The organism is Streptomyces sp. NPDC048734 (assembly GCF_043198675.1).
In the GTDB taxonomy this organism is placed as follows: domain Bacteria; phylum Actinomycetota; class Actinomycetes; order Streptomycetales; family Streptomycetaceae; genus Streptomyces.
In genome coordinates this window covers 113,509-125,827 of record NZ_JBICUZ010000012.1, presented here as the reverse complement: position 1 = coordinate 125,827, position 12,319 = coordinate 113,509, and the positions used below count along the sequence as shown (strand labels likewise).

Below are 12,319 nucleotides of genomic sequence, written 5' to 3'. Positions count from 1 at the left end.
ATCAGGGCGCAGACGGCGAGGAGGAACGTACGTCGCATCGAAGTGCCTTTCCCGATGACGGTGGTTGGGTCCTGCACAACGCCGCCCGGCCCCGTGCCGCTTCGCCGCCCGGCCGATGCCACCCGTACGGACGCGCCCGGAAGGACGGGCGGGGCGCGCGCCGCTCCGGGAGCCGTCGCGCGGCACCGCCGGTCCTCACCCTCCTCGTCGCGCCCACCGCCTTCGGGCAGGACGTCGCGGACGCGGTGGACGGCTTGCCGACGGTCGCCCGACGGCCGCCCGACGGCGGGCAGTCGAGTCGGGCGGTGGGCCCGGTGTGATCCTCCCCATTGCGGTGGCGAGGGCAGTGCGACGAACATCGCACCACACGAATTTCCGAATAACTGTTATCCGAGGCCGTCTCAGAGATCTCCCTTGTCACGGACAGCAACGTGTTCGGCATCGACGACAGGGAAGCGGCAATGAGTACTCAGCACACGAGGGAGCAGGCGGCACTGGTGACCGCTGCCCGAAGGGGCGACCCGGCGGCACAGGACGCTCTGGTCAGCGCGTACCTTCCGCTGGTCTACAACATCGTGGGCCGGGCGCTGAACGGCTCCGTGGACGTGGACGACGTGGTCCAGGAGACCATGCTCCGCGCCCTGGACTCGCTGGCCGCGCTGCGCGACCCCGGGAGCTTCCGGTCGTGGCTGGTGGCCATCACCATGAACCAGGTCCGCGCGCACTGGCAGCAACGGCAGCTCGCCCAGGGCCCCGTGGAGGAGGCCGGCGACCTGGCCGACCCGGGCGCCGACTTCGTCGATCTCACCATGGTGCGGCTTCAGTTGTCGGGGCAGCGCCAGGAGACCGCGCGCGCCACGCGCTGGCTCGAGCCCGACGACCGGAGCCTGCTGTCCCTGTGGTGGCTCGAGTGCGCCGGCGCGCTGACCCGCGCCGAGGTGGCCGAGGCCCTGGAACTGTCCCCGCAACACGCCGCCGTCCGCGTGCAGCGCATGAAGGCGCAGCTGGAAGCCGCACGCGTGGTCGTGCGAGCGCTCGACGCCCAGCCGCTCTGCGAGGAGCTGCGGGGCGTACTGGGGAGCTGGGACGGACGGCCGTCGGCGCTGTGGCGCAAGCGAATAGCCCGGCACGCGCGCGGCTGCACGCGCTGTTCGGGCCTGTGGAGCGGGTTGTTGCCCGCGGAGGGACTGCTCGCGGGCCTCGCGCTGGTGGCGGCGTCGCCCGCGCTCGCGGCCAGGGTCCGCTCGGCCTGTGACCCGTCGGCCCTGGCCGCGACGGGAGCGGCCTCCCCGCTCGGCGCCGGCCACGGCCTCGGTGGCGGGAGTGCTGCCGGTGGCCCCGGCACCGGCGAGAGCGTCGGCGACGGCCTCGGTGGCGGTCCCGGAGCGGGCGAGAGCGTCGTGGGGACCGTTGCGTCCGGCGGCCACCGCTCACCGGGAGGACGGACCACCGCCCGCGACGCGGCGCGGCGCAGGCGTCGCGTCCGGCGGCGGGCGGCCGGCGCGGCGGTCGTGGCCGCCTGTGTGGCGGGCGGCGGCCTCTACTGGTTCGGCACCCGGCCGGGCGACGAACCCGGCGGGGAGACCGCGGCACGGACCGTCGACGAGGCGCTCCTGACGGATCCCGCCACGACCGGCACCACCCCCGGGAACTCCCCGTCCGTCTCCCCCTCCCCCTCCCCGTCGGCGTCCGCGTCCGCCTCGGCGTCGCCCACCCCGAGCGCCTCCCCGAGTCCCCGGGAGAGCAGGAGCACGCCCCCGGCCACGGCGAAGGCCCCCGCGCCGAAGCCGGCGGCCTCGCGCACGCCGGTCGCGCAGTCGGCTCCGTCGGGCCTCGGGGCACAGGTGATCGCCCTGGTCAACGAGGAGCGGGCGGCGGCCGGTTGCGGCCCGCTGACCGATGACGCGAAGCTGCGGGACGCCGCGCAGGGCCACTCCGAGGACATGGCCGCCCGCGGCTTCTTCGACCACACCGATCCGGACGGTGGCGACCCCGGCAAGCGCATCACCGCCGCGGGCTACCGCTGGTCCACCTACGGGGAGAACATAGCCAAGGGCCAGCAGACCGCCGAGTCGGTGATGACGTCCTGGATGAACAGCCCCGGACACCGCGCCAACATCCTCAACTGCGCCTTCAAGAACATCGGTGTGGGCATCCACGACGGCAGCGGCGGCCCCTGGTGGACGCAGAACTTCGGCGCCAAGCTGTGAGCGGAGGCCGTACCGAGCCCGCTCCGGCGGGCGGTACGGCGTTGCGGGTGCGGCACCCGGCCGTCCGGGAGCGACCCACGGCCGGGCCGGAGGCGCGCACATCGCGCACACGCCCCACCGCACATCGCGCACACGGCCCATCGCGCGACCGGCCCGTGGCGCACGCCGAGTGACCCCGCACGGGTCGCACCCGCGCGGGCACGTCCCGCCCGGACCCCGGGCGGGACGTGCCCGCGCGCAGGTGTTCCGGGGGACGTGACGGGCCCCGCACGGGCCGGCCGTGCGCCGGCGGCCCGTGCGGGGCACGGGATCAGAGCTGGCCGGAGGCCGCGATGGTGATCTTCGCGGAGGTGCTGCCGCTCTGCGAGCCGAGGGACTCGATCTTCCGCACGAGTTCCATGCTCGCGTCGTCGGCGACCTCGCCGAACACCACGTGCTTGCCGTCCAGCCAGCCGGTCACGACCGTGGTGATGAAGAACTGCGAGCCGTTGGTGTTCGGACCGGCGTTGGCCATGGACAGCAGGCCGGGCCGGTCGTGCTTGAGGGTGAAGTTCTCGTCGGCGAACTTCTCGCCGTAGATGCTCTTGCCGCCCGTGCCGTTGCCGCGCGTGAAGTCGCCGCCCTGGAGCATGAAGGAGGGGATCACGCGGTGGAAGGAGGAGCCGGCGTAGCCGAAGCCCTTCTCGCCGGTGGCCAGCGCGCGGAAGTTCTCCGCGGTCTTCGGCACGACGTCGTCGAACAGGTTGAAGGTGATGCGCCCAGCGGGCTCGTCGTTGATGGTGATGTCGAAATAGACCTTGGTCGTCATGCCCCCATCCTGCACGTTCCGGCGACCGCTGCCGAATCGGGCCCCCACGTGTCGGGCAGCACGTGCCCGCGCGGGCACGCATCGGGACCCCGCCGGGCACCACCGTGCCGCCCGTTCGGCGGGCCCAGCAGCTGTCGTCGGACGGCGCAACCCGTGCGGATGCGCCCGGTGTCCGGCGGGTCGTGGTGCCCACGGCGGTACCGTCGCCCGGTGTACGACTCCTACGGTGCCGGCCACCGGGCCGCTCAGCGGACCGATGTCCCCCCAGGCCGCCCAGGGAGTCGCCGTGCAAGCGACCACGCCCACGGCCAGGCCGTTCGTACCACCACCGCCGGCGGCCACACCTACGCCGAGGGATCCGGCCGGGCCATGGGCCTGTACGACACCTTCGTCACCCACACCCCAGGGGAGTCACCCGTCACCCACCCCCCAGGGGAGTCACCCGTCCGCCGCTTCACCGTCGCCGGCACCGCCTGCCCCTGATCCGGGGCCGTGACGGACGCCGGCCGTGCACGGAACGGCCGTGCACGGCGTCAGCCCACTCGAAGTACGGGGCAGGCACGGCGGGCGCACCCATGTCCGGCGCCCTCCGCCGCCGACTGGCCTCCAGCCGTCAAGTCCGCTCCCGCTGGAGGTCGTTCATGGTTCCGCTCCCCACCGCCGCCCCGCCGCCCCGCCGCCCCGCCGCCCCGCCGACGAGACGGCGTACCGTCCTCGGCGCCGTCACCGTGGCCGTGGCCCTGCCGCCCTCACCCGCGGAGGCGGACCCGGCCACCCCGCTCAGGGAATGCCCCCTCGCCGACCGACCGGCCGACGCGGAGTGAGGAGCAGGCGCACGGCGCCCGGAACGGGCTCGGTGGTCGTGTTCGTCGCGAGCACAGGAAACGGCTCGACGGTCGCACGGAGCGTGCGGTCCGGTGCCGGCTCAGCCGGCGAGGAGGGCGTCCATCTGGCCGACCGCCTGCGCCAGGCCCTCCTCCATGCCCATGGTCATCAGCTGCTCCATCTGCTCACGGGTCTCGAAGGCGGACGTGATCTCCATGCGCGTTCCGCCGTCGTGCCCGGTCAGGCGCACGCGCACGGTGGTGGTCGGCATCGCGGTGCTGGGGGTGCCGTCCGGATCGGCGAAGCCGTCGGTGAACTCCAGGGAGGCCGGCGGCGTGACCGAGGTGACGCGCCACCAGCCGCGGTGCTTGTCGCCCTCGGGGCCGGTCATGAAGTAGGTGGCCTCTCCACCAGGGGTCAGGTCGTGGTCCTCGAAGGTCGCCGGGTAGGTCGGCGGCCCCCACCAGCGCTCCAGCCGACGGGGGTCGGCCCACAGCTGCCACACCTTCTCGACCGGGGCCGCGAAGTCGGCGGTGAGGGTGAGGGTGAGGCGGTCGAGGTCCTTGTCCACGCTGGTCACGGTCATCTGTCCGGTCCTTTCCTCTGGGTGTGCGCCCTACGGGGGTTCCCGCTCCGCCGTGCCGGGTTCCGGCGTGAGCAGGGAGGACATGCGGTCCACCCTGCCCCGCCAGAGGTCTTCCAGCTCGTCGAGGGCCTGCCGCGCCCGTGCCAGGGCGGTGGGCTCGGCGCGGACGAGCTGCTCGCGTCCCCTGCGCCGTTTGGAGACCAGTCCGGCCCCCTCCAGCACCGTGACGTGTTTCTGCACCGCGGCGAAGCTCATCGCGTACTCGTCGGCCAGTCGTGACACCGACAGGCCGCCGGACACGCAGCGGCGCAGGATGTCCCGGCGGGTCGGGTCCGCCAGGGCGTGGAAGAGGCGGTTCAGGTCACCGTCGGCGGCTTCGTCTACAACCATTTGGTTGTAGGTTAACTCCTCGGGCGTCCCGTGTGAAGCCTCCGCCCGGCGGCGCCGCCCGTCCCGCCGGGCCCCGCGGGCGGAAGTCGCCCCACCGGCGAGCGTGACAAACAGGGCCGGGCGGGCGTTGAACCTCCCATGGAACATGCCCTCACCACAGCCGTCCCGCCGACGCCGAGCGACCGTGCGAGCTCGTGGTCCCGTGCTCGTCACGACCGCGGCCCGACGGCCGGACGGAGCCGCCGATGACCGGGCGCAGGCGTGAACACCGCTTGCAGTTCGAGGGGTTCACCTATCTCTGCCGGGTGGCCGAGGCGCCCGACCCGGTCACCGGGCCGCTCGTAGTGATCGGCGGCATGATGCAGGACCGCGGTTCCTGGGCCAACTACGAGAAACTGCTGCTCGGGCACGCCTCACTGGTGACCGTCGAACTCCCCGGTTTCGGCGCGGCCGACCCGCTCCCGGCCGCCCACGGCTACGACTTCCTCGCCGCCGCCCTGCACCACCTGCTCGTCGAACTCGACCTCCGCGACGCGAACCTGCTCGGCACCTGCTACGGCGGCGCGATCGCCCTGCGCTGTGCCCAGCGGTACCCCCGGCAGGTGTCCCGGCTGCTGCTCGGCGCGATGACCGGACGGCTGCCGCAGCCGTATCTCGGCATGATCCCGCGGTGGCGGGCGATGGTCGCGGAGGGCCGGCGCGACGAACTCGCCGACAGCCTGATGGCGACGTTCGTGAAGCCGCCCGACCGCCGTATCCCGCGGCACTCGGCCGTCTGGCGGATGCTCAGCCACCAGTTCCGCACCCAGAGCGGCCAGGACCTCGCCAAGGCCTGCGACCACAACGCCCGCATGCTGCTGCACGAGTGGTACGAGCCGATCGTCCTCGACGTGCCCGCCGTGGTCTACACGGGCGAGCAGGACCACCTCACCACCCCGGCCCAGGGACGGCGGCTGGCCCGCGAACTGCGTGCCCCGTTCGCGACGTTCCGCGACGCCGACCACATGTTCACCCTGGAGCAGGACGTCGCCCACGCCGACCTCATCGTCCGGTTCTGCACCGGCGAGCCCCTGACGGACCTGCCCTACCTCAGCTTCCTGGAGCACCCCGCCGACGCCGCCGCCGTCTGACGCGCCGCCGCCTCCCGGTCCGCGCCCGTGGCGGGAGGCGGCGGGGCCGTCACCTCCCCGCCCCGGGGCCGTCACCGTGTACCGGACACCGGGCGTCTAGGGTGCGCTCATGACCTCGCGCGACTACCTCTCCGACCTGTTCTCGCTGGACGGCCTGACCGCCCTGGTCACGGGCGGCAGCTCCGGCATCGGCAGGGCCGTCGCCGGGGCGCTCGCGCGAGCGGGGGCGAGCGTGGTCGTCGTGGCCCGCAACGAGCGGGAACTCGCCTCCACCGTCGACGAGCTGACGGCGGACGGCTGCCGCGCGGGATGGGTGAGCGGCGACCTGAGCACCCGAGACGGGGTGCGTACGGCGGCGGAGCGGGCGGTCGCGGTGTTCGGCGAGCCCGACATCCTCGTCAACAGTGCCGGCGTCAACCCGCGACCGCCCATGGGCGAGCTGGACGACGACGTGTGGGACGCGACGATGGCGGTGAACCTGGAGGCGCCCCACCTGCTGGGCCGGCGGTTCGGACCCGGCATGGCCGAGCGGGGCTACGGGCGGATCATCCACGTCACCTCCCAGCAGGCACACCGGGCGTTCGCCGACAGCGGTGCCTACGGCGTCTCCAAGGGCGCGCTGGAGTCCCTGGCCCGCTCCCAGGCCGAGGCGTGGTCACCGCACGGCGTCACCTGCAACACGCTGGTGCCCGGGTTCGTCATGACGCCGCTGAACGCACGGCTGTCCTGCGACCCGGAGAAGGTGGCGGCGCTGGCCGCGCGCACGATGGTCGGCCGCAACGGGCTGGCCGAGGACTTCGCCGGGGCCGCGGTCTTCCTGGCCGGCCGCTCCTCCGGCTACGTCACCGGTCAGTCGGTCTTCGTGGACGGCGGCTTCTCCGTCCACTGAGCGTCCGGTGACGCGACCGGCTCATTCCCGGTGGCCCGACGCCCGGTGAGCGACCCCCGGTGAGCGACGCGCAAGGGCGGTCCGGCACCCACGGGTGCCGGACCGCCCTTCACGTGCCGGGACGTCAGTCCGTGCCGAACTCCATGGCGGCGCGGTCCAGCAGCTCGTCGTCCCCGGTGACCTCGCCGCGCGAGGCGATGGCCTCGGCGCCGCCCTGCGGCATCTCCGGCATGGTGCCGATGAGGCCGGTCGCGGCCGCCTGCGCGGCACCGATGGCCGGGCTGCCGGTGCCGATCAGACCGAGTCCGACGTACTGCTCCAGCTTGGCGCGCGAGTCGGCGATGTCCAGGTTGCGCATGGTGAGCTGGCCGATCCGGTCCACCGGACCGAACGCGGAGTCCTCGGTGCGTTCCATCGACAGCTTGTCCGGGTGGTAGCTGAACGCCGGGCCCGTGGTGTCGAGGATCGAGTAGTCCTCACCGCGCCGCAGCCGCAGGGTGACCTCGCCGGTGACCGCCGAGCCGACCCAGCGCTGCAGCGACTCCCGGATCATCAGCGCCTGCGGGTCCAGCCAGCGGCCCTCGTACATCAGGCGGCCCAGCCGGCGGCCCTCGGCGTGGTACTGGGCGAGGGTGTCCTCGTTGTGGATGGCGTTGACGAGCCGCTCGTACGCCGCGTGCAGCAGGGCCATGCCGGGCGCCTCGTAGATGCCGCGGCTCTTGGCCTCGATGATCCGGTTCTCGATCTGGTCCGACATGCCGAGGCCGTGCCGGCCGCCGATGGCGTTCGCCTCGATCACCAGGTCCACGGCGGAGGCGAACTCCTTGCCGTTGATCGTCACCGGGCGGCCCTGGTCGAAGCCGATGGTCACGTCCTCGGTGGGGATCTCGACCGACGGGTCCCAGAAGCGCACGCCCATGATCGGCTCCACGGTCTCCACGCCCGTGTCGAGGTGCTCCAGGGTCTTGGCCTCGTGGGTGGCGCCCCAGATGTTGGCGTCGGTGGAGTACGCCTTCTCCGTGCTGTCGCGGTAGGGCAGGTCGTGGGCGACCAGCCACTCCGACATCTCCTTGCGGCCGCCCAGTTCGGTCACGAAGTCCGCGTCCAGCCAGGGCTTGTAGATCCGCAGGTGCGGGTTGGCGAGCAGCCCGTACCGGTAGAACCGCTCGATGTCGTTGCCCTTGAACGTCGAGCCGTCGCCCCAGATCTGGACGTCGTCCTCGAGCATCGCCCGGACCAGCAGGGTGCCCGTGACCGCGCGGCCGAGGGGCGTCGTGTTGAAGTAGGCGCGCCCGCCGGAGCGGATGTGGAACGCCCCGCAGGTGAGTGCGGCCAGGCCCTCCTCGACCAGCGCCGCGCGGCAGTCGACGAGACGCGCGACCTCGGCGCCGTACGTCTTGGCACGACCGGGCACCGACGCGATGTCGGGCTCGTCGTACTGGCCGATGTCGGCGGTGTAGGTGCAGGGGACGGCGCCCTTGTCGCGCATCCACGCGACCGCGACGGACGTGTCGAGGCCGCCCGAGAAGGCGATGCCGACGCGCTCGCCGGCGGGAAGGGAGGTGAGGACCTTGGACATGGGAAGAGTATGCAGCATCTCGCATGATCATGCAAAGGCGGTTGTCCGCGCCGGGCGCGGCGCCGCCCCGGACCCGCCGGTGAGGTGCCGGATCAGCTCCCGGTCCCGCCGCCGGCCCCCGCCCCTGTTCCGTTGTCGGGCTCGTCGTCCCTCTCGCCCTCGGCCTGGGACGGCGTCGGGTGGTCAGGAGAAGGCGTGTCCGTCCTGTTCCCGGTGTCGGGCTCCTCGGGCTCGCCCTCGGCCTGGCTGGGGGTGTGGTCGTTCATGGGAGGTCCTCCTGGATCGTGTCGTCGTCCGGACGGGTGCGCCGGAGCGTTCCGGGCCGGTCGTGGCCGGAACGTCCGCGTGGCGCCCGGGTGCCCCGGCGGCGTCGCCGTCAATCGGCGTGACCGCACCCGGGCGCCCGCGCGGAGGCGCCTCGGGCTTCGTTACGGCGTGGCCCCGGGGCACCGGGGGATACCGGAACGGGCGGCGGCACAGCACGCGGGGCCGCGGGGACGCCGGTACCGTGCCGGGTGCCACCGGGGTCGGCGGAGCCGCCCGGACGGGGTGCCGCACCGGTCGATGGCCCAGGAACCGCCGGGAGGCAGACATGGACGTTTCAGTGGACCGGATCGCGCGGCCGTGGGGCAGCCGCACCCCCTACGGGCCGCACGAGCCGTGGCCCGTGCGCGTCGACACCCACCTGGCGGCGGGCGTCGATCCGGCGCGGGTCCAGCGGTGGGTGCAGGCGGCGTCGATCCTGCACCCCGACGGCGACGCCATGGACATCGCCGTGCTGGACGGCCGCATGGTCGGCGTGCGCGGCCGGGCGGACGACCGGGTCAACCACGGACGGCTGGGGCCCAAGGACCTCTTCGGCTGGCAGGCCAACGCTTCCCCGGACCGGCTGACCACACCGCTGATCCGCCGCGACGGACGCCTCGTCGAGTGCGACTGGGACACCGCGCTGGACCGGATCGTCACCCGTTCACGGGAACTGCTGGACGAACGCGGCCCAGGTCGATCGAGGCGTGGAAACGGTGCAGCGCCGGCCGGCCGTGCGACTGCATCGGCATCACCTACGACAGGCTGCGGGGCGGCAGCGGCATCCAGTGGCCCTGCAACGAACAGGCCCCGGACGGCACCGAACGCCTCCACACCGACGGGATCGGCTGGGCCCACCCCGACGTCTGCGAGAGCTACGGCAAGCACCTGGTCACCGGCGCGAGCGCCGACGCGGTCGAGTACCGCTCCCTCAACCCCGACGGGAAGGCCGTCATCAAGGCGGCCGGCTACCTCCCGCCCCACGGGGTCCCCGACGCGACCTCGCCGGCTGGTCCCGCGAACACGTCCGGCGCCTGGGCGACGCGGGCCGGGCCCACGGCCTCGACCTCGGCGACTCCTCCGGGGCATCCGCGCCGGGCGTTCTGTCGACGCTCCGGGAGAGGGCCGCCGAAGCGGTGGGCCACCGCCCCGAGCCCGGCCTGCTGCTCCTGCGCGACCTGCGGCAGCTGCACCTGGACGCCACCGGGAACTCCCTCCATTGGGAGATGCTCGCCCGGGCCGCCCGGGCCGCCCGCGACGACGACCTCCTCGCCCTGGCCACCGCGTGCCACCCGCAGACCCTGCGGCGGATGCGCTGGACCAACACCATGATCAAGATCCTGTCGCCCCAGGTCCTGACCAGTCCGTGAGGCGGCGACGGCCGGGCAGCCGGGCGTCCCCCCCCCGCCCGGGAGGGCGAGCGGGCTGTCGGTGGGCGGGCGGCGAGGCCGTCGGTCCCCGCCCGGTAACCTGGCCCCGTGCAGGCCCCCCGTCTCCGTCGTGTCGCCGTCCTCGTGCTCGAAGGGGCGAAACCGCTGGACGTGGGCATTCCCGCGCAGGTGTTCACGACGCGGGCGAGCATGCCGTACGAGGTACGGGTCTGCGGCGCGGCGCCGGGGCCGGTGACCGGTGGCGACGGCCTCTCCTACCACGTCGCGGACGGGCTCGACGCCCTCTCCCGGGCCGACATCGTCTTCATCCCCGGCTACCGCTTCCCCGACCGCGACGACCCCCCGCCGGCCGTCGTGGACGCGCTGGTCACCGCCCACGGCCTCGGCGCCCGTCTCGCCGCCATCTCCACGGGCGCCTTCGCACTCGCCGCCACCGGCCTCCTCGACGGCAGGCGTGCCACCACGCACTGGCACTACGCCCGGGCCCTCGCGGCCCGGTACCCGCTGGTGCGGGTCGACGAGAACGTCCTCTTCGTCGACGAGGGCAGCGTGCTGACCTCGGCCGGCGCCGCCTCCGGCATCGACCTGTGCCTGCACATCCTGCGCGGCGACCTCGGGGTGGCCGCGTCCAACCACACCGCCCGGCGCCTCGTCGCGGCCCCCTACCGCAGCGGCGGCCAGGCGCAGTACGTGCCGCGCAGCGTGCCCGAGCCGCTCGGCGAACGGTTCGCGGCCACCCGCGAATGGGCACTGCGCCGCCTCGATGCCGCCCTCACCCTCACGGTGCTCGCCCGGCACGCGGCGGTCTCGCCCCGCACCTTCTCGCGGCGATTCGTCGAGGACACCGGATACACGCCCATGCAGTGGGTGATGCGCGCCCGTATCGACGCGGCCCGGGAACTGCTCGAACGGTCCGAGCGGAGCGTCGAGCAGATCGCCGCCGATGTCGGCCTCGGCACCGGCGCCAACCTGCGGACGCACTTCCAGCGCATCCTCGGCACCACCCCCAGCGAGTACCGGCGCACCTTCACCCGGGGCGAGTAGCGACCCGGCCGGGCACACGCGCGGCTGGCGCGATCCTTTCGAACCGTGGCGATCTCGCCGCTGTCCGGGCCGCGGGCTGCGCGCGAACCTGGGGAGGCGAACGGAAGGGACACCACACATGACTCGCATCGCCATCAACGGATTCGGCCGTATCGGACGCAACGTGCTGCGTGCGCTGCTGGAACGCGACACCGACCTCGAGGTCGTCGCCGTCAACGACCTCACCGAGCCCGCCGCCCTCGCCCGGCTGCTCGCCTTCGACTCCACGTCCGGCCGTCTCGGCCGCCCGGTGAGCGCCGAGGGGGACACCCTCGTCGTCGACGGCCGCCGCATCAAGGTGCTCGCCGAGCGCGAGCCGGCCCAGCTGCCCTGGGCCGAACTGGGCGTCGACATCGTGCTGGAGGCGACCGGCCGCTTCACCTCGGCGAAGGCCGCGCGCGCCCACCTCGACGCGGGCGCGAAGAAGGTCCTCGTCAGCGCGCCCTCCGACGGCGCCGACGTCACGCTCGCGTTCGGCGTCAACACCGACGCGTACGACGCGGAGCTGCACACGATCGTCTCGAACGCCTCCTGCACCACCAACGCGCTCGCGCCGCTGGCCGCGGTCCTCGACGACCTCGCGGGCATCGAGCACGGCTTCATGACCACGGTGCACGCCTACACCCAGGAGCAGAACCTCCAGGACGGCCCGCACCGCGATCCGCGCCGCGCCCGCGCCGCCGGCGTCAACATCGTGCCGACCACGACGGGCGCCGCCAAGGCGATCGGCCTGGTACTGCCGAACCTCGAGGGCAAGCTGTCGGGCGACTCGATCCGGGTGCCCGTCCCGGTGGGCTCGATCGTCGAACTCAACACGACCGTGTCCCGCGACGTGACCCGCGACGAGGTGCTGGCGGCCTACCGCGCCGCCGCCGAAGGCCCCCTCGCCGGGGTCCTGGAGTACTCCGAGGACGCGCTGGTGTCGGCCGACATCGTCGGCAACCCGGCCTCGTCGATCTTCGACTCGGCCCTCACCCGCGTCGACGGCCGCCACATCAAGGTCGTCGCCTGGTACGACAACGAATGGGGCTTCTCGAACCGCGTCATCGACACGCTCGGACTGCTCGCCGCCGGCTGACCGGCCACGCTCGTCCCGCGCCCGCGCCCCCGCCGCCCGCATGC

General features: G+C 73.5%; 11 protein-coding genes and 2 pseudogenes. 8 read left to right on the top strand and 5 right to left on the bottom strand.

All coding sequences use genetic code 11. The annotated features are described in order from the left end of the window. Nucleotides 1-461 precede the first annotated feature (461 nt). Nucleotides 462-2,210 (top strand): sigma-70 family RNA polymerase sigma factor, encoded by a 1,749-nt coding sequence (locus ACGFQC_RS27790; RefSeq protein ID WP_363089604.1) that lies wholly within the window; start codon nucleotides 462-464, stop codon nucleotides 2,208-2,210. A 310-nt stretch (nucleotides 2,211-2,520) separates the two neighbouring features. Here ACGFQC_RS27790 and ACGFQC_RS27785 read toward each other — a convergent pair whose 3' ends face one another. Continuing rightward, nucleotides 2,521-3,018: a peptidylprolyl isomerase gene (locus ACGFQC_RS27785; protein WP_363089603.1), complete on the bottom strand. Its 498-nt coding sequence runs from the start codon at nucleotides 3,016-3,018 to the stop codon at nucleotides 2,521-2,523. A gap of 641 nt (nucleotides 3,019-3,659) precedes the next feature. Here ACGFQC_RS27785 and ACGFQC_RS27780 point away from each other — a divergent pair. Continuing rightward, a complete protein-coding gene (locus tag ACGFQC_RS27780) occupies nucleotides 3,660-3,842 on the top strand; it encodes a hypothetical protein (protein WP_363089602.1) in 183 nt (60 codons plus the stop codon). Between the two features lie 101 nt (nucleotides 3,843-3,943). Here ACGFQC_RS27780 and ACGFQC_RS27775 read toward each other — a convergent pair whose 3' ends face one another. Further along, complete coding sequence (locus ACGFQC_RS27775; RefSeq protein ID WP_363089601.1) at nucleotides 3,944-4,429, bottom strand: SRPBCC domain-containing protein; 486 nt, start codon at nucleotides 4,427-4,429, stop codon at nucleotides 3,944-3,946. 30 nt (nucleotides 4,430-4,459) lie between these two features. Then, nucleotides 4,460-4,819, bottom strand: coding sequence for a metalloregulator ArsR/SmtB family transcription factor (locus ACGFQC_RS27770; RefSeq protein WP_363089600.1), 360 nt, complete (start codon nucleotides 4,817-4,819; stop codon nucleotides 4,460-4,462). 245 nt (nucleotides 4,820-5,064) lie between these two features. Here ACGFQC_RS27770 and ACGFQC_RS27765 point away from each other — a divergent pair, with 245 nt between their 5' ends. Next, a complete protein-coding gene (locus ACGFQC_RS27765) occupies nucleotides 5,065-5,949 on the top strand; it encodes an alpha/beta hydrolase (RefSeq protein ID WP_363089599.1) in 885 nt (294 codons plus the stop codon). A gap of 109 nt (nucleotides 5,950-6,058) precedes the next feature. Continuing rightward, nucleotides 6,059-6,838 (top strand): SDR family oxidoreductase, encoded by a 780-nt coding sequence (locus ACGFQC_RS27760; protein ID WP_363089598.1) that lies wholly within the window; start codon nucleotides 6,059-6,061, stop codon nucleotides 6,836-6,838. Nucleotides 6,839-6,962: 124 nt separating this feature from the next. Here ACGFQC_RS27760 and argG read toward each other — a convergent pair whose 3' ends face one another. Both argG and ACGFQC_RS27750 read right to left on the bottom strand, forming a co-directional pair. After that, entirely contained in the window at nucleotides 6,963-8,417 is a 1,455-nt protein-coding gene (gene argG / locus ACGFQC_RS27755) for an argininosuccinate synthase (protein WP_363089597.1), read from the bottom strand. 92 nt (nucleotides 8,418-8,509) lie between these two features. After that, entirely contained in the window at nucleotides 8,510-8,683 is a 174-nt protein-coding gene (locus ACGFQC_RS27750; protein WP_363089596.1) for a hypothetical protein, read from the bottom strand. Nucleotides 8,684-9,009: 326 nt separating this feature from the next. On the opposite strand from ACGFQC_RS27750, the pseudogene ACGFQC_RS27745 reads away from it, so the two are divergent. From ACGFQC_RS27745 to gap, 4 genes and pseudogenes are all read left to right on the top strand, one after another. Next, a pseudogene (locus ACGFQC_RS27745) lies at nucleotides 9,010-9,420 on the top strand (molybdopterin-dependent oxidoreductase); the annotation flags it as partial. A 301-nt stretch (nucleotides 9,421-9,721) separates the two neighbouring features. Further along, nucleotides 9,722-10,093 (top strand): annotated as a pseudogene (locus ACGFQC_RS27740) (hypothetical protein); the annotation flags it as partial. Between the two features lie 108 nt (nucleotides 10,094-10,201). After that, entirely contained in the window at nucleotides 10,202-11,158 is a 957-nt protein-coding gene (locus ACGFQC_RS27735) for a helix-turn-helix domain-containing protein (protein ID WP_363089595.1), read from the top strand. 118 nt (nucleotides 11,159-11,276) lie between these two features. Continuing rightward, nucleotides 11,277-12,275, top strand: coding sequence for a type I glyceraldehyde-3-phosphate dehydrogenase (gap, locus tag ACGFQC_RS27730; protein ID WP_363089594.1), 999 nt, complete (start codon nucleotides 11,277-11,279; stop codon nucleotides 12,273-12,275). Nucleotides 12,276-12,319 lie beyond the last annotated feature (44 nt).

Bases quoted from the DNA above. Each gene is read 5' to 3' on its own strand.
- argG (WP_363089597.1), bottom strand. From the start codon at position 8,417: ATGTCCAAGGTCCTCACCTCCCTTCCCGCCGGCGAGCGCGTCGGCATC.
- ACGFQC_RS27775 (WP_363089601.1), bottom strand. From the start codon at position 4,429: ATGACCGTGACCAGCGTGGACAAGGACCTCGACCGCCTCACCCTCACC.
- ACGFQC_RS27760 (WP_363089598.1), top strand. From the start codon at position 6,059: ATGACCTCGCGCGACTACCTCTCCGACCTGTTCTCGCTGGACGGCCTG.
- ACGFQC_RS27785 (WP_363089603.1), bottom strand. From the start codon at position 3,018: ATGACGACCAAGGTCTATTTCGACATCACCATCAACGACGAGCCCGCT.
- gap (WP_363089594.1), top strand. From the start codon at position 11,277: ATGACTCGCATCGCCATCAACGGATTCGGCCGTATCGGACGCAACGTG.
- ACGFQC_RS27790 (WP_363089604.1), top strand. From the start codon at position 462: ATGAGTACTCAGCACACGAGGGAGCAGGCGGCACTGGTGACCGCTGCC.
- ACGFQC_RS27780 (WP_363089602.1), top strand. From the start codon at position 3,660: ATGGTTCCGCTCCCCACCGCCGCCCCGCCGCCCCGCCGCCCCGCCGCC.
- ACGFQC_RS27770 (WP_363089600.1), bottom strand. From the start codon at position 4,819: ATGGTTGTAGACGAAGCCGCCGACGGTGACCTGAACCGCCTCTTCCAC.
- ACGFQC_RS27765 (WP_363089599.1), top strand. From the start codon at position 5,065: ATGACCGGGCGCAGGCGTGAACACCGCTTGCAGTTCGAGGGGTTCACC.
- ACGFQC_RS27750 (WP_363089596.1), bottom strand. From the start codon at position 8,683: ATGAACGACCACACCCCCAGCCAGGCCGAGGGCGAGCCCGAGGAGCCC.